The organism is Polyangium sorediatum (assembly GCF_029946465.1).
Classification (GTDB): Bacteria; Myxococcota_A; Polyangia; order Polyangiales; family Polyangiaceae; genus Polyangium; species Polyangium fumosum.
The window spans coordinates 219,170-240,137 of the sequence record NZ_JARZHI010000010.1; the positions used below are offsets into that span (position 1 = coordinate 219,170).

A 20,968-nucleotide genomic window follows, 5' to 3' on the forward strand; every position below is an offset into this window, starting at 1 on the left:
CGACCGCGACGCTCAGTTGCCCTTGCTAGGGACGTACTGGCTTCCGCCCTTGCTGGGGACGTACTGGCTTCCGCCCTTGCTGGGGACGTACTGGCTTCCGCCCTTGCTGGGGACGTATTGGCTTCCGCCCTTGCTGGGGACGTACTGGCTTCCGCCCTTGCTGGGGACGTACTGGCTGTCACCCGCACCGGCGTCGTACTGATCGTCGTACTGATCGTTGCCGCCGCCGTACTGGCTGTCGCCGCCGTACTGGCTGTCGCCGCCGTACTGGCTGTCGCCGCCGTACTGGCTGTCGCCGCCGTACTGGCTGTCGCCGCCGTACTGGCTGTCGCCGCCGTACTGGTTGTCGCCGCCGTACTGGTTGTCGCCGCCGTACTGGTTGTCGCCGCCGTACTGGCTGTCGCCCTTGCCGCCGTACTGGACGTCGCCCTTGCCGCCGTACTGGACGTCGCCCTTGCCGCCGTACTGCGTGCCGTAGTCGCCGGAACCCTTGTCGCAGGTCATGCGCTCACGCGAGTAGGGTACGTTGTTCGTCTGGTCGAGCAGACGCGCGTTCATGAGCGTCACCCGCGTGAGCTCCGGCTGGTAGCCGCTGCCGCGGCAAGCGTCGGCGCCGCGGAACCGATCGCGCGGCATGATGAACTCCCCGTTGACGCGGCCCTGCCGGTTCGCCTGGAAGCTCTTCGCATCCTTCCACGAGTCGCGCACGACGATCGGGTCGCCCGCGTACTGCCCGCGTCGATCCTTGCATCGGTACGTGGCCTGGAGGTCGGCGTCGAGCGAGTAACGGATGTTCTGCCGGCGGATGTTCGACTGCTCGAAGCCGAACCGCAGATCGCCGTTGTCGAGGAGCTTGGCGTCGACGTCGCCGAAGCGCGGACTTCCGTCGTAGCGTCCGCCGTTCGCCGATGCCTCGTCGATGCTCAGGAAGGGTGCGCTCGTGGCGATCGTCGCAGCCAGGAGGAGCTTGATCGAGTTCTTCATCGAGATACCTCTCCTTGTCTCGCGTGCCGCCCTCGCTCGGTTCGCGCCGCGCGTGGGGAAGACGCCTCGCGACGAGCCGTCCGCTCGTCGTCGAAGCGCTCGCTCACGTCGCAATGCAAGGCAGCGGCCGTGGGCCTTTCGGACCTCGCGCATCCAGCCCGCGTGAACGCGCAGAGGCACATGCGGGGAATTCTCGGACCACGCGGCGCGTGTTCTCCACGAATCGTCTCGCTTGGGAGCCGCATCCGCCCCGAGACGATCGAAGCCGTCTTCGGCGGTTCGCGCGCGTTCGTCCCGCGCGTCCAAGCGTGCGCCGATTTTGCCCCCGTCTATTCGCCCACGACCAGAGCGTGTGCACGCGCGTCCGGACACGTCGATGCGAGTCGAGCGGGACGTACGCGTCCGTCGTCAGTCCTTCTGCGTCCGCTTCGAAACGACGGCCGCGAAGACGAGCCCAATCGGGCCGAGCACCGCGCACGTGAGGAACCAGAAGCAACCGCCGCGACCCTTCGTCGTGGCGATCCAAGCGCCGAGGATCCCGCAGAGCAGCCAGACCGGAATGCCGAACTCGAGCTTCATCCCTGATCGCTAGCACGCGGACGCACGTCGCGCGGTTCGCCCCCCGTCACGCGCGCCTCGTGTAGCCTCTCGCCATGGCGGCGACGAAGACGCTCGTGACGAAGACGATCGACCTCGGCGATGTCGAACTCTCGTGCACCGTGCACGGCGACGGGCCCCTCGTCCTTTGCGCGCACGGCTTCCCCGACGACGCGCGCTCGTTTCGTGCTCAGATCGATCCACTCGTCGCGCGAGGCTTCCGCGTCGCGTGCCCGACGATGCGCGGCTACGCGCCGAGCGGCATCCCGAAGAGCCGTCGTTACGATGCCGAAGCGCTCGGCCACGACCTCTGTGCGCTCGCGGATCGGCTCTCGCCCGGCTCGCCCGTGCGCCTCGTCGGCCACGACTGGGGCGCCGTCGCCGCCTACGCCGCGACCGCGCTCGCGCCCGCGCGCTTCTCCCATCTCGTCACGATCGCCGTGCCGCACCTCCGCGCCACGTTGCCGAGGCTCGCGCAGCCCGCGCAGCTTCGTCGCTCCTGGTACATCGCCTACTTCCAGCTCCGCGGCGTCGCCGAGCGTGGCCTCGCGAAGAACGACTTCGCGCTCATCGATCGCCTCTGGCGCGACTGGTCTCCTGGCTACGCCGCCTCCCGCGAGGACCTCGATCTCATCAAGGCAGGCATCGCTCCTCGCGTGTCCGAAGTCATCGGCTACTACCGCGCGTTCTTCTCGTCGCGCGTGCTCCTCGGCGAGGCACGGCGCCTCCTCTTCACGAAGACGACCGTGCCTGCGATCCACATGCACGGCGAGGACGACGGCTGCATCGGCGTCGAGCTCGCGCGCGGTGTGGAGGAGCGACATTTCCTCGCGGGCATCCGCGTGCACACGGTGCCGCGCGCGGGCCACTTCGTGCACCTCGAACGACCCGAGGTCGTGAACCCGATCCTGCTCGATTTCCTCGGCGCACCCTGACGCGCGCGTCTACCGCGCTTCGCCGTCGCGCACCCGCGCGAGCACGCGCACGATGCCCGCGAGGTTCCACGCGGCGAAGCCCAGGAAGAGCGCGACCAGCGCGACGGCCCATCGCGACGCGCGCGGCGAGCTCCCGTCGATGAGCACCCACGCGTCGTCGGGCACGGCCTTGTTCGTCTGCGCGTGCACGGATTCGGGCAGGCGCGCGTGGCGCAGGCCTGCTTTGCGGAACGGCACGAGCCGGCCGGCGAAGCTCGTCGGCGGCATGAAGCGGGGACCCTCGAAGCCCTCGGGCACGCGGATCTCCACCCAGATCTTCTCGTTGCCCGCGATGGGCGCGAGCCGGAACGAGTCCCCCTCCGCCGCGCGCCCGTAGCGGATCGCCCCCGTCGTGCCGAGCAGGCCCGTCGCGCGCACGTAGCGGTTCTCCAGATCCGCGCCCGGCGTGAGCGTCGCGAGGTCCGGCACCTCCATGAGCTGGCCCGGCGTGAGCGCGTAACGTGCTTCTCCGGACAGCACGAACGCCATCCAGGCGGCCGCGAGCGTCGTGATCGCCATCAGCACCACCGTCGCCGTGCGCTCGCGTTTCGGCGGCGCGGGCAGCGCGATGAGGTCGGGATCCGACCCCGCGGCGTCGAGGGCCGGCGGGCGGGGCGCGGTCAGGGTGGGCGACGGATCGCGGGGCACGAGCAGGGCGGTGGGGGTCGGGTAGCGGTGTCCGGTCACGAGTATAACCGACGGACATCGCCGGGCGGTCCGGGTTCCTTCGTCCTCGCGTCGGATTTCCGCTGCCTGCCGTCCGGTTCCTCGCGGCCGGGCGGGGGATCTCTTGCCCTCTTGCCCTCGCTTTTCTAGCCTACGCGCGTGGCAACGTCCGCGAAGAAGGTCTCCTCCGTCGTCTGCCCCTCCTGCGGAGCGACGAACTCGCCCGTCCCGCCGAGCGGCCGGTGCGTCTCGTGCGGCGCGTCGATGGATCTCGGCCGAGGCCGTGACGAAGGCGGTGAAGGGCGGCGCGGCAGCGACGGCTTCAGCGTCGCATGGGCCGGCATCGCGCTGCTCGTCCAGGCCGTGCTCACGGCGGCGATCGTCGTCGGTTTGCCGATGGTCGTCAGCGCCTTCGACTTCGAGGGCCGCTACGGGATGATGATCGCGGTGCCCGTGTGGTTCGTCGGGGGCATCCTGCTCGGCATGATCTCGCCGGGAAAGACGGTGGCCGAGCCGGTCGTCGCCACGCTGCTCGTCGCGATCCCCACGGTCTTTCAGCTCATGAAGTCGCAGACCGTCCGGACGCTGCCGCTCTTCATGTACGTCATCCTCGCGGTGATCGGCGTGCTCTTCACGATGGTCGGCTCGTACATCGGCGAGCGCATCCAGATGGGCCCGGCGCCGAAGCGCGCGGGCGCGGATTGATCCGCCGAGGCCCGCCCCTCCTCGCCCTGGGCCTCGCCTCCGCCCTCGGCTGCATGTCGGCCGGAGCCGAGCAGGAGCGCGCGCTCCTCGCGGCGATCGAGGCCCTCCGCGACGCACCGGCCGAGGATCTGGCCGGACGGAAGAACCTGCTCTCGGCGCTCGAAACGAAGCCTGCTCCGAGCCCCGAGGCCCAGCGTGCCCGGGACAATTGCGTCGAGGCCTACCGCCTGCTCGGCGAGGGCAAGGAGGGCACGGAGGCCGTCAAGCGCGCGCTCGGCGGCGCAGGCCCGGTGCCGAAGACCCTGCTCGCCGACCTCGCCGCGGCCGAGGAGAAGATCCGCAAGAGCAGCGAGGAGGCCATGCCGGCCTGCGAAAAAGCGGCGACCGAGCTGCGCCTTCGCCGCCGCTGACGGAGTCTGGGGAACCAGGCAAGGGAAAACGCGCGCGAGGGGGTACGGACGCGCGCGCCTCGTGCTAAAGAGCGCCCCCGTATGTTCGACACGCTCGCCCGAGGTTTTCGTCAGGCCCGCAACCGCCTCGCGGGGCTCACGGAGCTCTCCGAGTCCAACATCGAGCCCGCGCTCCGTGAGGTGAGGCTCAGCTTGCTCGAAGCCGACGTCGAGATCGGCGTCGTGAAGGCCTTCCTCAGCCGCGTGAAGCAGAAGGCCGTCGGCCGCACGCTCGAAGCGAAGGTGAAACACGAAGGCGAGACCATGCAGGTCTCGGCGAGTGATCACTTCGTCAAGATCTGCCACGACGAGCTCGAAGCCATGATGTCGCACGAGGGTGAGCCCATCGTGTGGGCGTCGGGCCGCCCGACCGGCCTCATGATGGTCGGCCTTCAGGGCTCCGGAAAGACGACGACCTGCGCCAAGCTCGCGCGGCACATCGCGAAGCAGGGCAAGAAGCCCATGCTCGTCGCGGCCGACATGCAGCGCCCGGCGGCCGTCGAGCAGCTCAAGGTGCTCGGCAACCAGATCAAGATCCCGGTCTTCAACATCTCGGGCAAGTCGCCCGTCGAGATCTGCGCGGCTGCCGAGGCCGAGGCGAAGAAGCTCGGCCGTGACGTCATCATCTACGACACCGCGGGCCGCCTCGCGATCGACGAGAAGCTCATGCAGGAGCTCGCGGAGATCAAATCGCGCGTCGCGCCGGAGAACATCTTCCTCGTGGTCGACGCGATGATCGGCCAGGACTCGGTGAAGACCGCGCGCTCGTTCCACGAGCGCCTCGGCATCAGCGGCGTCGTGCTCACGAAGCTCGACGGCGACGCGCGCGGCGGCGCGGCGATCAGCATCAAGGAGGTCACGGGCGCGCCCGTCCTCTTCAGCGGCGTCGGCGAGACGACGGACAAGTTCGAGGAGTTCCGCGCCGACGGCATGGCGAGCCGCATCCTCGGCATGGGCGACGTCGTTGGCCTCATGCAGGACTTCGAGCAGGTCGTCGATCAGAAGAAGGCCGAGAAGGACGCCGAGCGCTTGCTCCAGGGCGACTTCTCGCTCGACGACTTCCTCGAGCAGGTCCGCATGATCCAGAAGATGGGGTCGCTCAAGGACCTCGTCGACAAGCTCCCGCTCGGCGGCATGTTCCCCGGCGGCCTGCCGAAAGACGTGAACCTCGACGACAAGGAGCTCGTGCGGATCGAGGCGATCATCCAGTCGATGACGCGCTTCGAGAAGCGTGATCCTTACGCGCTCATCCGCGAGCCGCGGCGCGCCGAGCGTATCGCGAAGGGCTCGGGCACGAACGCCGAGGCCGTCGCGGAGCTCGTGCAGAAGTTCCTGTTCATGAAGCAGATGATGTCGGGCCTCGGCCAGAACATGGGCATGATGGGCAAGATCCCCGGCATGAAGCAGATGGCCCAGATGCGGAACATGCAGAAGGCCATGGCCGGCATGGGCGGCGGCGGCGGCATGCCGGGTTTCCCGGGCATGGGCGGCATGCCGGGCATGCCGGGCGGCTTCCCCGGGATGGGGATGCCGGGCTTCCCGGGCATGGGCATGCCGGGCTTCCCTGGGATGGGGATGCCGGGCATGGGCATGCCGGGCGGCGGCGCCGAGGGGCCGAGCATGACGAAGATGCGCACCCTCAGCCAGGCCGAGAAAAACGCGAAGAAGTCGCAACGCAAGCGCGAGCGCGACGCGCGGAAGAAGGGCCGGAAGTAACAAGGAGCGCGCATGCGTCGATTCGTCTTCGTCGCGTGCGCGCTCGCCCTCGCCGCGTGCTCGCGGGATCCGGGCGGCGGCAAACCCGAACAACAAGCGGGCGGGACGGGCGCGAAGAGCGCGCCGGGCGAGGATCCGCGGCGCGTGATCAAAGAGATCGCCGTCAAGGCGATCTCGTCCGGCGAGACGATCACGATCGACGGTAAGCTCGACGAGCCTGCGTGGGCGAAGGCGACGGAGACGGGTCCTTTCGTCGACGTCGCGTCCGGCGCGGTCAACCCGCGGATCCCGGTGCAGGGCAGCGCGCGCCTCCTCTGGGACGACCAGTTCCTCTACGTCGCCTTCGACGTGAAAGACACGACGATCCGCGGCGGTTTTCCCACGGACGCGCCGGATCCGCACCTCTGGGAGCGCGACACCGTCGAGGTCATGATCGACCCCGACGGCGACGGCGACAACAAGGACTATTACGAGATCCAGGTGAACCCGCAGAACCTGGTCTTCGACTCGCAGTTCGACGATTACAATCGTCCTCGGGGCGGAAACGCAGGTCCCTTCGGGCACCAGGACTGGAGCGCCGGGCTCGCGAGCGCCGTCGTCCTCCGCGGCACGATCGACGCGGACGAGGACAAGGACGAGGGATACACCGTGGAGGCGCGGATTCCCTGGAAATCGTTCGCCAAGGCAAAAGCCTCACCGCCCGCGCCCGGGGATGCCTGGCGGATGAATTTTTATGCGATGCAGAACAACGGTGGCGTCGCCTGGTCCCCGATCCTCGGGATGGGGAATTTTCACAAGGCGGCGCGGTTTGGCCGGGTGAAGTGGGTGCGCGAGTAGCCGCTCAGCGCGGCTCCTGCTGCGTGATGCAATGAATGCCGCCGCCGCCGAGGTTCACGGCCTCGGCGTCGATCGGGACGATCTTCCGCCCGGGAAACACGTCCCCGAGGATCCGTTGCGCGGCCGCGTCTTTTTCTTTCACGCGTGAAGGCCTCCCCTCTTTGGAATAGACCTGCACGAGGACCACGCCGTTCGTGACCAGGAAATTCAGGTAGCTCGTCGACACGATGATCCGCACGGGTGAGCCCTTCGGAAACGGCACGCCGCTCGTGTACTGCATTCTCTTCAATGACTCGTAAACGCCGTCGCCGGGGCCGAGCGTGTCATAGAGCGGCTCGGGCATCGGGACACGCACGATCCGGAAAGGACGGCCGTCCTGATCCACCGACGCCTCGATCGCCGCGCGCGCCCGTTCGAGCCGCTCGCGTGTCATGGCGTGGATCACATCCGCCCGCGCCTCGGCCTCGGTCACCTCGCCGAGCAGAATCGTGTGGGCGTCGGCGAAACGTGCATACTCGTCGATGTGCCCGCCCGGCGTGAGCGGCGTGTAAATGCCGCCCGGCAGCGGCCCCTCCCACGACGCGTCGTCCTCCGCGATTCCTTGGGGCAGCCACACGAATGCTTTGGCGCCGAGCGTCCTCCGGAACTCTGCCTCGATCTGCGCGCGTGACATCCCCGGATTTCGCTGCCGCTCCACCTGCTCCGTGAGCATGAACGTCCCCGCGCCGTTCGACTCTCGATTGCCCCCTTCGCTCGACATGCTCGATCGCACGACCGGCAGGCCTCGCAACGCTGCCACGTTTCGATCGACGGCGTCCTCCATCAAACCCATCCGGCTCGATCGATCAAAACCGGGATATCCCCAGGCATTGTACGCGTAATCGACGACCGCGCGTCCGCCGCCGCTCGTCTTCACGAAGATCGGCCCCATGTCGCGCAGCCAGATGTCCGCGTGTGGCATGGCGTGAATGCGCACGTGATCGGACGGCACGGCATCCTGCACGAGCCGCTCCCGGATCACGCCCGCCTCCGCCTCGTCCTGGGCGAGCAGGTCGACCGACACGTGGCCGTGGAGCGCGCGGACGATGTCCTCCACGACGCGCTCGGTCGGGTGCCCTGCCTTGTTTTCGTAGGTCGGCCAGGCGAGCCAGATCGACGCGTGTGGCTCGAACTCGGCCGGGAACGAATACGTGGTTCCGGGCTCCGCCTGCGGGACGGCGGCCCCGGGGGGCGTCGTACACGCCGCGATCACGAAGCCGAGAAGGGCGAGGGCCATTCGACGCATAGGCGGCGTGATTCGTATCACGATTTGCGTGGGTTTGTCAGGCGTCGCGTCGCCGGGTTCTAAGGGGTCGTTCTCGCGTCGCCGTCGGAGAGCTCGGGGAGAAGCGCACGCTCGCGGATACGTTGATGCCGCGGTAGGCGAGGACAGCCGCGGCGACGACGTCGTGCGCTCGGCGGATGACGGCATGCTCCCCGGTGGATGACGGCATGCGCTCGGCGGATGCCGGCATGCTCCCAGGGGGATGCCGGCATGCTCCTGGCGGATGTCGGCATGCGCTCGGCGGACGACGGCATGCGCTCGGCGGATGTCGGCATGCTCCTGGCGGATGTCGGCATGCGCTCGGCGGACGACGGCATGCGCTCGGCGGATGTCGGCATGCTCCTGGCGGATGACGGCATGCTCCTGGCGGATGACGGCATGCTCCCAGGGGGATGCCGGCATGCTCCCGGCGGATGGCGGCATGCGCTCGGCGGATGTCGGCATCGCTCGGCGGACGACGGCATGCTCCCAGGGGGATGCCGGCATGCTCCTGGCGGATGTCGGCATGCTCCCAGGCGGATGTCGGCATGCTCCCAGGCGGATGCCGGCATGCTCCCAGGCGGATGTCGGCATGCTCCCGGCGGATGTCGGCATGTGGGCGCGGGAAACGCCGGGAAAATGGCGGGAGAACGGTTGACGGAGGCGTTTCGACACTCGTAGCCTTCCCCACCTGCGTCGAGGCCGAGGAGGTGGGGTCATGAGGGGGCAGCGGCTCGCAGGGGCGACCTTGGTCGCGACGTGCATGGCGGTGGCCATGGTGCCGATCGGATGCGGGGCGAGCGACGAGCACGCCGCAGCGCCCAGGCAGGGCAGCGGGCTCGCGCTCCCTCCGAGGACGGTCCAGGCGCTTCAAGCGTGCGTCAAAGAGGGAGGCCAGCGGCTTCGGCACAACGCGTACGAGATCGAGTTCGCAGTCGAGATGACGGGCGACCTCGTCACGGAGGTGAAGTCCAAGGGCCCGCGGCTCGACGACGCCAGCGTCCAGCAGTGCATGAGGGAAGCGCTGCGGAGGATGGCGGACGCGGGGTTCTCGCCGGACCCTGACGAGCTGGTCTCGCGCGGCGGCCTCTTGCCTACACGAGGCATGCTGGCGAACACGTGGGCACTGCCTCAGGTGATCAGGTTGATCCCGGTGGTCGTCGGGTCGGGCGGGACCATGATCGTCGTCGCGGTCGCGGTCCTCGTCGTGGTCGCGGCCGTGTCGTTGAAGGATGAAAGGCCGAGCAAGGAAGATTGTAAGAAGATCAAACAGATGTGTATTGAAGAATGCGCCGACACGGTGTTGCCCAGAGGGGATGATGGCTCGGCGTTCCGGTTGTGCCAACAAGAATGTCTCGAGCGGCATGGATGCCCTCGACACTCCTGATCGGAGAAAGGAAGCCACGTATGGATAAAGATACCGCGGAGCAGCTTTTGGTGCGAGCACGGGGCTGCATTGATCTTTTTAATGAGATGATTGAGATTGCGCAATCTCATTGTGACAGAGGCGAGGAACGCGTCGTTCGGCATGCTGTCGGCTATGCTCTTTCGGAGCTGCTGGACAGGCTCATCGTTCCCATTTTCTCTGATGACCCCGACCTCATTCCCGAGGGCCTCGACTATGGGCCGTTGGATGGTCCGAAGTTCTCGGAGCTGGCTGCGAAGATGAACCAGCAGCCTCCTCCGAGCGAAACCCGCAAAAAACCATAAGCGCCCGACGAAGTACCTCTACGCGTTCCTCATCGCCGGGGAGCATGCGTGCTGCACGCGCTCTCAGACGTCGCCCAAAGCCGCCTTCGCCGCCCGCTCAATCAAATCGCTCGCCGACTTCTCCAGCGGATCGACCCGCTCCGCGCCCACGCGCAGCCGCAGCATGAGCCGCCGCGTCTCCTTGCGCTTGCTGAACTCGTCGCGGAGCTTCTCGCTCAGCGCCTTCGCGAACGCGCGCGAGAACTTGCTGCCCGCGTCCGGCACGATGAGCACGAGGCTCGACGGCCCATACCGGCCGAGGAAGTTCTTTCGCCCGTAGAGCCCGTGCAACGTGCTCACCAGCTCGCGCACGTCGGCGTCGATCGTCGCCTTGTCCCGGATCGGATCGAGGCCCCGCAGCGGCAGCTCGAAGACGACGATCGAGAACTTCGTGCCCGTCATCTTCGCCTTCGCGATCGCCTCGTCGAGCGTCAGGCGCAGGTAGCGTTCGCTGTAGGCGCCCGTCGCTGGATCGCGGAAGAGCGGGACGTTGTCCTCCCAGGACTCGTGGACGGGCTTCGCCTTGCTTTTTGGTGGCTTCGACGCGACCGAGGGCGGCGCGGGCGCGTCGGCGTACAAGAAGGGCCTGTCGGCGACCGGCGGCGGACGCGCGGGCATGGCCTGCGTGCTGCGCGGGCTCGACGGCGGGGGCAGGGCCACGGCGATCGTGGCGTTCGAAGGCACGATGCCGAGGGCCTCGCAGAGCTCGGCGATCGCCTGCGTCGCGCGCTCGGGGCGCTTTTGCGGTTCGAGGTTCGTGGTCCGCGAGAACCACGCGTCGAACGGCGGCGTGATGCGCACGCCACGCCGCGCCGCGCGGGTCGTCGCGGGCTCGGGCGGGCCCGCCATGATTCGCTTGAAGAGCACGAAGAGCGAGAGCGAGCTCTTCGCCTCGCTCATCCAGTACGCCTCGCCCGAGAGCAGCGTGTACGCGAGGTGGCCGAGCGCGTAGACGTCGGCGCGCGGGCCGATCGCGCCGTCGCCCTGGACCTGCTCGGGCGCCATGTAGAGCGGCGTGCCGACGATCGCGGTGCGGCGCTGGAACGTCGTCTCGACCATCACCTTTGCGACGCCGTAATCCAGGATCTTCACGCACGGGCTTCCGTCGTCGCGCGTCGTGACGAACAGGTTCTCGGGCTTGAGATCCCTGTGCACGATGTTCGCCGCGTGGGTCTTGTCGAGCGCGAGCGCCGCCTGTCCCAGGTAGAGCACGACCTCGGCCGGCGGCATCGCGCCGCGGCGCACGAGCATGCTGCCGAGCTCTTCGCCCGTGAGCAGGTCCATCACGAGGAACGGCATGCTCGTGCCCTCGTCGATGCCCGCGTCGGAGACCTGCACGATGTGGTCGCTCTCGATGCCGCCCGTGATCGTGGCCTCCTGCGAGAATCGCTCGCGCAGGACCGGGTCCTCGATCGTGCCGGGGAGCATCACCTTGAGCGCGCGCCTTCGCCGCGTCGCTTCGTCCGCGACCTCGTAGACCGCGCCCATGCCGCCCGCCTTGATGCAGCGGAGGACCCGGTAGCGGCCGTGAAAGAGCACGTCGGGGACGAGCACGTGGGCGAGGCGCCGCCTTGCCGGGGAGCCGGAGGCGAGCGCGGAGAGCATGGATGAAACGGGGGACGCAGATCAAGGCCGACGCGTCTGTCCTCGGACGTGGCTCGTGCCTCCGCTGCGCGTCCCTTGGATCAGGGGGCTTCTTCGTCGACCGGCGTGCTCGACGCGGCTGCGTCGACGGAGAGCACCGTCAGCATCGACGACGTCGGGAAGTCGGTATCGACGAGCGTGTCGGTGTTTCGAAGGATGCGGAACGGCTGCAGGTTGAGCGTGGTGCTCACGTCCGACCCGTCGGAGCCGATGAGCGTCGCGTCGCCCACGTACGTCCCCTCGGGCAGCGTCACCGTCATTTGCATCTCTCGGCAAGGCTGATAAGCGCGCGCCACCGTGCGTCCGGCCGTGTCGCGGATGACGAGCTCCATGCGATCGGCGCCAAACATGCGGCAGCGGCTCGCGTCGAAGCGCCCTCCGATCGACCAGCTCTGCGTCACCGTCCCCGTGTTGCGGCCGATGGGCACGAACACGGCTCCCTCGGCTTGGCACCCGATCGCGGCGGGGGCGAGCGAAAGCAACAAGGCCCAAGGGCCTGCCCATTGGATGATGGAATTGCGCATGGAAACCCCTCCCCCTGTGTCTCGCCGCTCAATGCGGCCGGTACTCGCGATGGATCTCGCGCGGTTTCGTCGGACGAACCGGCGGGTAGCCGTACTCGACCGCAGGCGGCGGCACGGCGCGCGGCGCGGTCTGGACATTCGTGCGGTAACTCGCGAGCTCAGGCGGCTCTTCGACGAAGACGACCCAGCCATTGTCCGTCGGCCAGTACCAGCGCCCCTCGACGAGGTAAGCAAGCCGGCCCCGATATGCGACGGCCGGATACATGTTCACATCGACGGGAACCGCCTCCGCGTACGCCACGTCGTACCCGCCCACGTTCGGGGTCCCGGCCGACAGCGTCGCGGTGCAGCCCGCAGCCAGCATCGACAATGCGATGACGGGCGCCAGGAGCCACGCGCCGCTTCCGTCGCGATTCACTCGCCTATATCGTCCGTCCGGGGCGCCAACGTTGCTTCGGATCCGCACAGGTCACCTCGCTTGCGGCTCGGACGAGCAACCGAGGTGCCATCCCGCGGCGAGCGCGCACAACCGTTTGACAAGGGCGCCATCGCTCTGTAGGGAACCGCGCCCGTGAGCGCGTCCAAAGTCCCCGTCTCGATCCTCGGCGTCAGCGGCTTTGCCGGCAGCGAGCTCGCGCGGCTCGTCGCCGACCATGACTCGCTTTCGCTCGTGGGCGTCGCCGCAGACCGCTGGCAAGGATCGAAGCTCGGCGAGCGCGTGCGTGTGCCCGCGAGCGTCGGGAAGCTCCCTGTCGCGCCGATGAGCGACGCCATCACCGTCGCCCGGCAGAGCGAGGTCGCGCTGCTCGCGACGCCCGCCGAGGTCTCGGCCAAGCTCGCGCCGGAGCTGCTCGCGCACGGCGTGCGCGTCGTGGATCTCTCGGGCGCGTTTCGCCTGGAGGATCCTGCCGCGTATCCGCGCTGGTACGGCTTCGACCACCCTGCGCCGGAGCTGCTCGCCGAGGCGCACTACGGCCTGCCGGAGGTCGCCTCCGCCTCGACGCGTACGGGCGGCGCGAAGGACGCGCGCCTCATCGCGAACCCTGGCTGCTACGCGACGGCGGCGATCCTCGCGCTCGCGCCGCTCGTCGAGGCGGGCGCGATCGACCCGGGGTCGATGTACGTCGACGGCAAGAGCGGCGTCTCGGGCGCGGGCCGCAAGGTCGAGGAGCGGCTCCTGTTCATGGAGGTCGACGAGAACCTCTCGGCCTACCGCGTGGGCAACCACCAGCACACGCCCGAGATCGAGCAAGCGCTCTCGCGCGCGGGCCGCGCGCGCGCCTCCGTGACGTTCGTCCCGCACCTCTTGCCCGTGCGTCGAGGCCTGCTCGTCACGGCCTTCGCGCGCCTCTCCGGCGCGGTCCCGCCCGCGCAGATCGAGGCGCTCTTCCGCCGCGCGTACGCCCCTGCGGACCTCGTCGAGGTGCGCGCGCCGGAGGACGTCACGCTCGCCCAGGTCGCGTACACCCCGTATGCGCGCCTCGGCGTCCGCGCCGACGCCGAGCGTGGCTCGGTCGTCGTCACCTCTGCGCTCGACAACCTGCTCAAGGGAGCCGCCTCGCAGGCGCTCCAGAACCTCTGCGCCATGATCGGCGCGCCGCCGCTTTCGCCGCATTGACCCACGAAGGGCTCCCCCGCGTCGCCCGCGCGCCGCGGCTCCCCCTATCCCGAGGTGGCCCGTGAAAATTCCGCTAGGTTTCTCGTTTGCCGGCGCCTCCGCCGGCATCAAGGTCAAACGCTCCGACCTCGCGCTCGTGCTCTCGGAGGTGCCCGCCGTCGCGGCCGGGTGCTTCACGCGCTCGAAGTCGCGCGCGGCGTGCGTCGACTGGAACGTCGCGCGGCTGCCTCGCAAGGACGCGCGCGCGATCGTGGCGAACAGCGGCAACGCGAACTGCCTCTCGGGGGAGGAAGGCGTTCAGGCGAACCAGCGCATGGCCGCCTCCGTCGCCGACGCGCTCGGCGTCCCCCTCGACGCGGTCCTCACCTGCTCGACGGGCGTCATCGGCGTGCCCTTGCCGCATGCCAAGGTCTCCGCCGCGGTCCCCGCCCTCATCGCCAAGCTCGGCCAGGATCCCACGCCCGCGGCGGAGGCGATCCTCACGACGGACACCTGCACGAAGCTCGCCTCGCGCGAGATCTTCCTCGGCGGCGACCGCGTGCGTATCGCGGGCATCGCCAAGGGCTCGGGCATGATCCACCCGAACATGGCCACGATGCTCGCGTTCCTCGTGACCGACGTGGCCATCGACGTCTCCGTGCTCGACGGGATTCTCCACGCCGCCGTGGACGAGACCTTCAACATGGTCAGCGTCGATCGCGACACGTCGACGAACGATCAGGTCCTCGTGCTCGCGAACGGCATGGCGGAGAATGACCCGATCACGCGCCGCGACTCGCCCGAGGCGCAGAGCTTTGCCGCTGCGCTCATCGACATTTGCCGCGAGCTCGCGCGCACCATCGCCGCCGACGGCGAGGGCGCGCAGCACCTCATCACGGTCACCGTGCGCGGCGCGGAGGACCTCACCTCGGCGCGCTCGCTCGCGCGCGCCGTCACGGAGTCGAACCTCGCGAAGGCTGCGTTCTTCGGGACCGATCCGAACTGGGGCCGTGTCCTCGCGGCGGTCGGCTCGCGCGCCGCCGAGCAGCACATTCGCTTCGATCCGGGGGTCGCGAGCGTGCGCCTGCAGAACGTCCTCGTCTACGCGCAGGGCAAACCGCAGCCGTTCGACGCCGACGCCCTCCGCGCGCTCCTCCGCGGCGAGGAGGTCTTCGTCGACATCGAGGTCGGCTCGGGCCTCGGCGAGGCCACGGCCTGGGGCTGCGACCTTTCCTACGACTACGTACGAATCAACGCGGACTACGCCGCGGTGCTCGTCGACTCGCCCGACGGCCCCGTGCGCCGCGATCCGAGCCTCGACCGGAAGACGCCGGAGCTCAAGGCCGACACGCTCGTGCAGGCGCTCCGGTACATCGAGCGCTTCGCCGGCACGCGCGCGGTCATCAAGTACGGCGGCGCCGCGATGGTGCGCGCCGACCTCAAGGATCGCTTCGCCGAGGACGTGCGCCTGCTCCAGGCTGTTGGCCTTCGGCCGATCATCGTGCACGGCGGCGGCCCCGAGATCTCGCGCACGCTCGAGCAGATGGGCCAGGTGACCGAGTTCGTCGACGGCCTGCGCGTCACCGATGCCGCGAGCCTGCGCGTCGTCGAGATGGTCCTGACGGGCCAGATCAACAAGGAGGTCGTCGCCTCGCTCGCGCGCGCGGGCACGAAGGCCGTGGGTTTGTCCGGCAAGGACGGCAACCTCATCGAGGCGCGCAAGATGAACATGCCGCCCGGCAAGGACCTCGGCTACGTCGGCGAGGTCGCGCGGGTCGATCCCGACGTGCTCGAGCTTTTGCTCGGCAAGGGGTACATCCCGGTCATCTCGCCGATCGGCCTCGGCAAGGACGGGAACACGTACAACATCAACGCCGACACGGTGGCCGCGGAGGTCGCGGTCGCGTGCGGCGCGCGCAAGCTCATCTACCTGACCGACGTCGCGGGCATCCTCTCGAACGGCCTGCTCGTCTCGGAGATGAGCGCGGAGGAGCTCGACGCGCGTATGCGTGACGGCACGGTCACGGGCGGCATGCTCCCGAAGGCGGCGTCGATCCTGCGCGCGCTCGAAGGCGGCGTCGAGACGGTGCACATCATCGACGGCCGCGTCCCGCACAACGTCGTGGCGGAGCTCTTCACCTCGCGCGGCGTCGGCACGATGATCCGCGCCGGCGCGCCCAAAGAGGGCGAAGAATTCCCGATGGGCTGAGCCCGCGCTCTGCCATGCTCGACGCGGAGATCGTGATCGTCGGCGGCGGCCCCGCCGGCATCTCGACGGCGCTCTTTTTCGCGCACGCCGCACCCCAGCTCGCCGAGCGCATCGTCGTGCTGGAGCGCGCGACGTATCCGCGGGAGAAGATCTGCGCGGGGGCGATCGGCGCCCGCGCGGATCGGCTGCTCGCTTCGATCGGCGTGCGCGTCGACGTTCCCTCGGTCCCGATCCACGGTTTGTCCGTAGACGCCGCGGGCCGCCGGCTCGCCGCGCGCGCCGAGGGACGGCCGATCGGCCGTGTCGTCCGGCGCTTCGAGTTCGATCACGCTTTTGCGCGCGAGGCCCAGGCGCGCGGCGTGCGGGTGCGCGAAGGCGTGAAGGTCACGGGGCTCGTGATCGGCGAACACGACGCGCGGATCGAGACCTCGATCGGCGAGATTCGCGCCCGCGCCGTCGTCGGCGCGGACGGCGTCGGCAGCGTCGTGCGGCGCGCGCTCGGCTTGCCGCGCGGCGCGTTCATGGCCCAGGCCGTAGAGGTCGACACGCACGCGGCCCGCGGCGACGGCCCTCGTGACGTCCTCCATTTCGACATGGCCGCGCGCGGTTTGCCCGGGTACGCGTGGGATTTTCCCACGCTCGTCCACGGAACCCCGATGGTTTGCCGTGGCATCTACGAGCTCCGCGCCGAGGGCGTCCCCGAGCGCGCCGCGACCGAACCGGCGCCGGGCGAGCGGCTCCTCGCCCGCGCGGACGAGCAGGGCGTGCCCGTGCCCGCATCGTCGTTGCGTCGCTTCGCCGAACGCGGCCTCGCCTTGCACGAGCCCTTCGCGCGGCCGCGGGTGCTGCTCGTGGGCGAGGCGGCGGGCATCGATCCGGCGCTTGGCGAGGGCATTGCGCAGGCGATCCAGTACGGCGCCGTCGCGGGCCCCTTCCTCGCGCATGCGCTCGAAGCGGGCGACCTCTCGTTCGCCTCGTTTCCCGCGGCGCTCCGCGCGAGCCGCCTCGGCTTGGATCTCCGCCTGCGCGCGCGCGCGGCGCGCTTCGTCTACGGCGGCACGCGCCCCGTGATCGAGCGATGGATCACGCGCTCGCACGCGCTCGCGCGGGCGGGGATGGAGTATTTCGCGGGAGAACGGGTCGACCGGCGCGCGCTCGGCAGGAGCGCGCTCGATCTCGGGGGTGCTTTGTTCGGCTGGGCGCTCGATCAGGCGCGCTTCACTTGGGCGCCTCGGTCGGGGCCTTCGCCGTGACGTGCATGAAGTAGTTGCCGATCGACTTGATCTTGAAGAAGGCCATCCCCGTCGAGTCGTCGATCTTCTCGGGCGCGACGACGGTCCAGGTGATCTTCTCGCGGCCCTTGTCGTCGACCTTCACCTCGCCGATCGCGAGGTTCGCGTCCTTCTTGTTGCCCGCAGGGAAGCTGAACTCGAAGGGTTTGTCCTGGGTCTCGAGCGTGGGCAGGTCCGGCGAGTTCTCGACCTGCACGAGCAGCCGGTAGATCTTCCCGATCGGCACGCCGGTCGTCTTGCCCTTCGGGTCGATCTTGAACGTGATGATGTGCGGCGAGCTCAGCGAGCCTTCGCGGATGCGGAAGACGGCGCGGCCGCTGTCGTCGCCGAGCTCGAGCTTCGCGCCCGGGCTCATCGTGAAGATCGATTGCAGCTCCTTCTCGGAGCTCATCAGCACCGGCGGGCGCTCCTCGACGGACTTCGGCGGCGCCTCGGCGCTCGCGGACGCCGTGGGCTGCGGCGGGGGCGTCTCGGGCGCGGCGGTCGGGGTCTCCGTTGGCGTGGGCGCAGGCGTCGCCGCGGGGGGCGGCTCGGGCTTGGCCGGGGGCGGGGTCTGCTCACCGCCGCACGCCGCGGCGATGACGGCGATGAGCGCCGAACATCCGAGGGTCGTGATGCGGAGCAGGTGGTCTTTGCGGGTCCGTACGCGCATGGAGTTCGGCGTAGGACGAGGCGGCGCGGAACGCAAGCCCGAGCCTGCGCGTGATTCGGGCTCTCCTCGACGCCCGCTTCCGCCCGCCGTATAAGGCGGCCCATGCGTACGTCGCTCCTTCCGGCCGTTGCCCTCCTTGCCCTCGCGTGTGGCCCGTCGCCCGCGACCGTCGAACCCACGAAAACACCGGCCGATACCCCGAAGGAAAAAGGCGCGGCGCAAATCGCCGTCGCGACGCCCACCGAGACGGCCTACGACCTCTCGCCCGTGCCCGAACCGCAGGACGTCGTCGCGTTCTTTGGCTGGAAGAGCCCCGCGGCGACGCTGAATGCTTTCGGGGGCTGTGCGGCCATTTCGCCGGAGCCGCTCATGGGCGGCGTCGAGGGCGAGCTCCGCAAGCTCCTGCGCGACGTCGTGTCGAGCAATGTCGACGTGCGTAGCCTCGCGGCCGTCGTCTCGCTCGACGCGCCGGTCTTCGCGCTGGCCTCGCTCGAAACGCAATCGAAGCGCCCCGGCGCATTCGTGGCCTTCTCGCTCGGCCTCACCTCGATCGAAAAGGCGAAGATGGCCGTCGAGGGCGCGGGCCCCGTCACGGAGCTCGGCCCGGGCATGTTCCGCATCGGCGGCAAATCGAGCTCGACGTGCGTGATTGCGGCGTCCGCGGGCGCGACGCCCGCGCGGCTCGTGTGCGGGCCGAAGGAGAAGGACGTCACCACGCTCGCCCCCTACCTCACGCGCACCTTGCCGACGCAGGCCGGCGCGGCCTCGGACATGCACCTCGAAGTGCGCTTCGCGCCGGCCGAGGCTCGTTACGGCTCGCTCCTCCGCACGCAGGTCCAGGGGTTGCCCGTGATCGCGCAGGCCGAGCTCTCCCTCGGCGAGCCCAAGTTCGACCGCGCGGTCGTCGACGCTGCCACGGGCCTCGCGGACGAGATCGTCGCGTTCGCCTCGGACGCAGACAAACTCACCTTCGATGTGGCCATGGACCCGGCCACGTGCCTTCGCGCGAGCGCCTCGCTCTCGATGCGCGGGAAAAACTCCTGGGTGAGCGGCCTCATGGGCGAGCGCCCCGAGCGCGCCGGCCCGCCGCCGGCGATCTTCTGGCGTGCGCCCAAGGACAGCGCGAGCGTCTTCTACGGCCGCGGCTCCGATCCGAAGCGCTTCCAGCCTCTCCTGCGCACGGCGCGCCTCCTCGTCGAAGGTGTCCTCGCGAAGGTGAACGTCGGCTCCGAGGCCGATCATCGTGCGGTCGGCGAGCTCTTCGACTGGCCCATGGGCAAGGACGTCGAGACGGTCGGGGCGAACGGCCGCAACGAGGTCCCGGAGGTCAAGGGCAAGCGCACGCCGCAACAAGAGGCCGATGCCCTCATGCACGGCTACATCGGCTGGGGCCTCGCAGGCTACGAGGAGGGCTCGGCGAACCTCGCCAAGCAGCTCCGCAAGATCGCGGACGTCTACAACCGCAAGGGCTTCCAGGATCCGCTGCGCAAGGAGCTCGGCCCGGAGCTCTCGAAGGCGATCCCGAAGGTGAAGATCGGCCCCGGCCCCGCGGCCCTCGGGTCCGACTCGCTGGATCTCGCGATCCGGATGGAGAACGTCCCGGCGCCGTTGCTCGACATCAAGGGCGCCACGAAGAAGGATCTCGTCGCCTTCGAGTTGCACATCCTGCTCATGTCGGACGGCAAGTCGCGCACGTGGCTCGCCGTCGGGGGCGGCAAGCCGGACGGGCTCGTCAAGCGCCTGCTCGCGGCGAAGACCGGCGCGCCCGACGCGGGGACGATCGCGTCGCGCACGGATCTCGAGCCGCTCCGTCGTGGCACCTTCATGGGCGCGGGCTTCATGTCGATGGCCCCGCTGGTCAAGAACCTGGAGCGCATGAAGGAGGTCCTCGGCCCGCGTGAGGATGCGCGCGTCGAGCAGCTCATGCGCGCGGTCGCCACGATGCCGCACCAGGGCGACACGCCCATCTTCATCACGTCGAGCTCTTCGGGCACCGTGGACGCACCCCGTGGTGAGGTCGCCCTCACGGCTTCGAAGGCGGCGCTCGAAGACATCGGCTGGCTCATCAAGACGCTCGGGGTCGGCGGCGCGCGCCGTTGAGCCTGCTAGGCTCCCCGTCCTTCGGCGCGACGTGAAATTCGTGCGCAGGGCGGGGGGCATGTCCTTTGCCGTTCGTCCGGAAAACACTCGCCGAACGGCAAAGGGAACCATGGACGCTCGAAAGGGAGTAGGGATCGGGAGCATCGTGCCGCAAAGGCCCGTTGCAAGGCCGGCGACGCGCGAGTCGATCGACGAGCTACCCGAGCTCACGCAAGAGCAGCGCGAGGAGCTGCGCACCTTGCTGGAGACGCGACGCGCGGAGATTCTGGCGAGCATCGAGACGCGCCAGGAGCAAGAGCGCGACACCGGCCGCGAGGTCGGCGACGAGATGGACGAGGCGAACATCGAGGGCGCGACGGCGATGGCCTCACGCTTGCTCGAACGGGACGTGCAGCTCCTCTCGGAGATCGACCGCGCGCTCGCGAAGTTCAGCGAGGGCACGTACGGCCTGTGCGAGGGCACGGGCGAGCCGATTGGCTTCCCGCGTCTGCGCTCGCGGCCCTGGGCGCGCTTCAGCGTGGAGTACCAGGAGCAGCTCGAACGCGAGGCGCGTACGCGCGGCGGCATCTGAAAACCGGTCCGACGGGGACGCCTGCCTGATACAGTCTCGGGGGTGATTCGCCGCCGAGAACGCTCGTTTGGGCGCAGCGCTGTGGTCTTCGGCGCGCTCGCGCTCCCCGTCGTCGTGTTCGCGTGCTCGCCGGACGAGAGGGTGTCTCCTGAGCCCGTGGACGCGGGCGCGGAGGCGTCGTCGTCCTCGTCGTCTGCATGGTCGTCCTCCTCGTCCAGCGGCGCAGGAGGGCAGGGGGGCGGCGGAAGCGGAGGCGTGGGTGGTGCCGGCGGAAGCGGCGGCGTCGGCGGAAGCGGCGGCGTCGGCGGCACCGGCGGCGGAAGCGGAGGCGCTGGCGTCGGCGGCACCGGAGGCGCTGGCGGAAGCGGCGGCGCCGGCGGCGCTGGCGTCGGCGGCACC

The 20,968-nt window shown here is 69.4% G+C and carries 20 protein-coding genes and 1 pseudogene; 13 read left to right on the plus strand and 8 right to left on the minus strand.

All coding sequences use genetic code 11. The features are described 5' to 3' along the window. Positions 1–12 precede the first annotated feature (12 nt). Complete coding sequence (locus tag QHF89_RS15035; protein ID WP_284720506.1) at positions 13–984, minus strand: hypothetical protein; 972 nt, start codon at positions 982–984, stop codon at positions 13–15. A 408-nt stretch (positions 985–1,392) separates the two neighbouring features. After that, on the minus strand, positions 1,393–1,563 hold the full coding sequence (locus QHF89_RS15040; protein WP_284720507.1) for a hypothetical protein: 171 nt from the start codon (positions 1,561–1,563) through the stop codon (positions 1,393–1,395). A gap of 74 nt (positions 1,564–1,637) precedes the next feature. Between QHF89_RS15040 and QHF89_RS15045 the strand changes: the two genes are divergently transcribed. Further along, positions 1,638–2,516, plus strand: a complete 879-nt coding sequence (locus tag QHF89_RS15045) for an alpha/beta fold hydrolase (RefSeq protein ID WP_136966885.1) — start codon at positions 1,638–1,640, stop codon at positions 2,514–2,516. Positions 2,517–2,525: 9 nt separating this feature from the next. On the opposite strand, the gene QHF89_RS15050 is transcribed toward QHF89_RS15045, so the two are convergent. Then, complete coding sequence (locus QHF89_RS15050) at positions 2,526–3,242, minus strand: hypothetical protein (protein ID WP_284720508.1); 717 nt, start codon at positions 3,240–3,242, stop codon at positions 2,526–2,528. Positions 3,243–3,380: 138 nt separating this feature from the next. Between QHF89_RS15050 and QHF89_RS15055 the strand changes: the two genes are divergently transcribed. The 4 genes from QHF89_RS15055 to QHF89_RS15070 all read left to right on the plus strand — a co-directional run bounded on the left by QHF89_RS15055 (position 3,381) and on the right by QHF89_RS15070 (position 6,928). Continuing rightward, positions 3,381–3,926 (plus strand): hypothetical protein, encoded by a 546-nt coding sequence (locus tag QHF89_RS15055; protein ID WP_136931264.1) that lies wholly within the window; start codon positions 3,381–3,383, stop codon positions 3,924–3,926. Next, on the plus strand, positions 3,923–4,336 hold the full coding sequence (locus tag QHF89_RS15060) for a hypothetical protein (RefSeq protein WP_284720509.1): 414 nt from the start codon (positions 3,923–3,925) through the stop codon (positions 4,334–4,336). The genes QHF89_RS15055 and QHF89_RS15060 overlap by 4 nt, the downstream gene beginning before the upstream one ends. A gap of 81 nt (positions 4,337–4,417) precedes the next feature. Beyond that, positions 4,418–6,091, plus strand: coding sequence for a signal recognition particle protein (gene ffh, locus QHF89_RS15065; protein ID WP_136966887.1), 1,674 nt, complete (start codon positions 4,418–4,420; stop codon positions 6,089–6,091). 12 nt (positions 6,092–6,103) lie between these two features. Next, on the plus strand, positions 6,104–6,928 hold the full coding sequence (locus QHF89_RS15070; protein ID WP_136966888.1) for a carbohydrate-binding family 9-like protein: 825 nt from the start codon (positions 6,104–6,106) through the stop codon (positions 6,926–6,928). A gap of 4 nt (positions 6,929–6,932) precedes the next feature. On the opposite strand, the gene QHF89_RS15075 is transcribed toward QHF89_RS15070, so the two are convergent. Continuing rightward, complete coding sequence (locus QHF89_RS15075) at positions 6,933–8,204, minus strand: agmatine deiminase family protein (protein ID WP_284720510.1); 1,272 nt, start codon at positions 8,202–8,204, stop codon at positions 6,933–6,935. Between the two features lie 745 nt (positions 8,205–8,949). Here QHF89_RS15075 and QHF89_RS15080 point away from each other — a divergent pair. After that, positions 8,950–9,618 (plus strand): hypothetical protein, encoded by a 669-nt coding sequence (locus tag QHF89_RS15080; protein ID WP_136966891.1) that lies wholly within the window; start codon positions 8,950–8,952, stop codon positions 9,616–9,618. A gap of 20 nt (positions 9,619–9,638) precedes the next feature. Continuing rightward, a complete protein-coding gene (locus QHF89_RS15085) occupies positions 9,639–9,941 on the plus strand; it encodes a hypothetical protein (RefSeq protein WP_136966892.1) in 303 nt (100 codons plus the stop codon). Positions 9,942–10,004: 63 nt separating this feature from the next. Here the strand turns inward: QHF89_RS15085 and QHF89_RS15090 are convergent, their stop codons facing one another. The 3 genes from QHF89_RS15090 to QHF89_RS15100 all read right to left on the minus strand — a co-directional run bounded on the left by QHF89_RS15090 (position 10,005) and on the right by QHF89_RS15100 (position 12,566). After that, a complete protein-coding gene (locus tag QHF89_RS15090) occupies positions 10,005–11,585 on the minus strand; it encodes a protein kinase domain-containing protein (protein ID WP_136966893.1) in 1,581 nt (526 codons plus the stop codon). Positions 11,586–11,665: 80 nt separating this feature from the next. Further along, positions 11,666–12,148, minus strand: a complete 483-nt coding sequence (locus QHF89_RS15095; protein WP_136966894.1) for a hypothetical protein — start codon at positions 12,146–12,148, stop codon at positions 11,666–11,668. 28 nt (positions 12,149–12,176) lie between these two features. Beyond that, positions 12,177–12,566: a hypothetical protein gene (locus tag QHF89_RS15100; protein WP_136966895.1), complete on the minus strand. Its 390-nt coding sequence runs from the start codon at positions 12,564–12,566 to the stop codon at positions 12,177–12,179. 153 nt (positions 12,567–12,719) lie between these two features. Between QHF89_RS15100 and argC the strand changes: the two genes are divergently transcribed. From argC to QHF89_RS15115, 3 genes are all read left to right on the plus strand, one after another. Further along, positions 12,720–13,766 carry an N-acetyl-gamma-glutamyl-phosphate reductase gene (argC, locus tag QHF89_RS15105; protein ID WP_136966896.1) on the plus strand — a complete coding sequence of 349 codons (1,047 nt, stop codon included), beginning with the start codon at positions 12,720–12,722 and terminating at the stop codon, positions 13,764–13,766. A 61-nt stretch (positions 13,767–13,827) separates the two neighbouring features. Next, positions 13,828–15,954 carry a bifunctional glutamate N-acetyltransferase/amino-acid acetyltransferase ArgJ gene (gene argJ / locus QHF89_RS15110; protein WP_136966897.1) on the plus strand — a complete coding sequence of 709 codons (2,127 nt, stop codon included), beginning with the start codon at positions 13,828–13,830 and terminating at the stop codon, positions 15,952–15,954. 14 nt (positions 15,955–15,968) lie between these two features. Beyond that, positions 15,969–17,207 (plus strand): NAD(P)/FAD-dependent oxidoreductase, encoded by a 1,239-nt coding sequence (locus tag QHF89_RS15115; RefSeq protein ID WP_136966898.1) that lies wholly within the window; start codon positions 15,969–15,971, stop codon positions 17,205–17,207. On the opposite strand, the gene QHF89_RS15120 is transcribed toward QHF89_RS15115, so the two are convergent. After that, complete coding sequence (locus QHF89_RS15120) at positions 17,173–17,898, minus strand: hypothetical protein (protein WP_284720511.1); 726 nt, start codon at positions 17,896–17,898, stop codon at positions 17,173–17,175. The two genes, QHF89_RS15115 and QHF89_RS15120, sit on opposite strands and share 35 nt — an antisense overlap. A 102-nt stretch (positions 17,899–18,000) precedes the next feature. Here QHF89_RS15120 and QHF89_RS15125 point away from each other — a divergent pair, with 102 nt between their 5' ends. The 3 genes and pseudogenes from QHF89_RS15125 to QHF89_RS15135 all read left to right on the plus strand — a co-directional run. Next, complete coding sequence (locus QHF89_RS15125; RefSeq protein WP_136966900.1) at positions 18,001–19,998, plus strand: hypothetical protein; 1,998 nt, start codon at positions 18,001–18,003, stop codon at positions 19,996–19,998. Between the two features lie 109 nt (positions 19,999–20,107). Beyond that, complete coding sequence (locus QHF89_RS15130) at positions 20,108–20,569, plus strand: TraR/DksA family transcriptional regulator (RefSeq protein ID WP_136931248.1); 462 nt, start codon at positions 20,108–20,110, stop codon at positions 20,567–20,569. A gap of 42 nt (positions 20,570–20,611) precedes the next feature. Next, a pseudogene (locus tag QHF89_RS15135) lies at positions 20,612–20,968 on the plus strand (hypothetical protein); the annotation flags it as partial.

Coding starts and splice junctions, on each gene's coding strand:
- QHF89_RS15045 (WP_136966885.1), top strand. CDS start 1,638: ATGGCGGCGACGAAGACGCTCGTGACGAAGACGATCGACCTCGGCGAT.
- QHF89_RS15125 (WP_136966900.1), top strand. CDS start 18,001: ATGCGTACGTCGCTCCTTCCGGCCGTTGCCCTCCTTGCCCTCGCGTGT.
- ffh (WP_136966887.1), top strand. CDS start 4,418: ATGTTCGACACGCTCGCCCGAGGTTTTCGTCAGGCCCGCAACCGCCTC.
- QHF89_RS15115 (WP_136966898.1), top strand. CDS start 15,969: ATGCTCGACGCGGAGATCGTGATCGTCGGCGGCGGCCCCGCCGGCATC.
- QHF89_RS15095 (WP_136966894.1), bottom strand. CDS start 12,148: ATGCGCAATTCCATCATCCAATGGGCAGGCCCTTGGGCCTTGTTGCTT.
- QHF89_RS15130 (WP_136931248.1), top strand. CDS start 20,108: ATGGACGCTCGAAAGGGAGTAGGGATCGGGAGCATCGTGCCGCAAAGG.
- QHF89_RS15040 (WP_284720507.1), bottom strand. CDS start 1,563: ATGAAGCTCGAGTTCGGCATTCCGGTCTGGCTGCTCTGCGGGATCCTC.
- QHF89_RS15075 (WP_284720510.1), bottom strand. CDS start 8,204: ATGGCCCTCGCCCTTCTCGGCTTCGTGATCGCGGCGTGTACGACGCCC.
- QHF89_RS15085 (WP_136966892.1), top strand. CDS start 9,639: ATGGATAAAGATACCGCGGAGCAGCTTTTGGTGCGAGCACGGGGCTGC.
- QHF89_RS15120 (WP_284720511.1), bottom strand. CDS start 17,898: ATGCGCGTACGGACCCGCAAAGACCACCTGCTCCGCATCACGACCCTC.
- QHF89_RS15035 (WP_284720506.1), bottom strand. CDS start 984: ATGAAGAACTCGATCAAGCTCCTCCTGGCTGCGACGATCGCCACGAGC.
- QHF89_RS15080 (WP_136966891.1), top strand. CDS start 8,950: ATGAGGGGGCAGCGGCTCGCAGGGGCGACCTTGGTCGCGACGTGCATG.
- QHF89_RS15070 (WP_136966888.1), top strand. CDS start 6,104: ATGCGTCGATTCGTCTTCGTCGCGTGCGCGCTCGCCCTCGCCGCGTGC.
- QHF89_RS15090 (WP_136966893.1), bottom strand. CDS start 11,585: ATGCTCTCCGCGCTCGCCTCCGGCTCCCCGGCAAGGCGGCGCCTCGCC.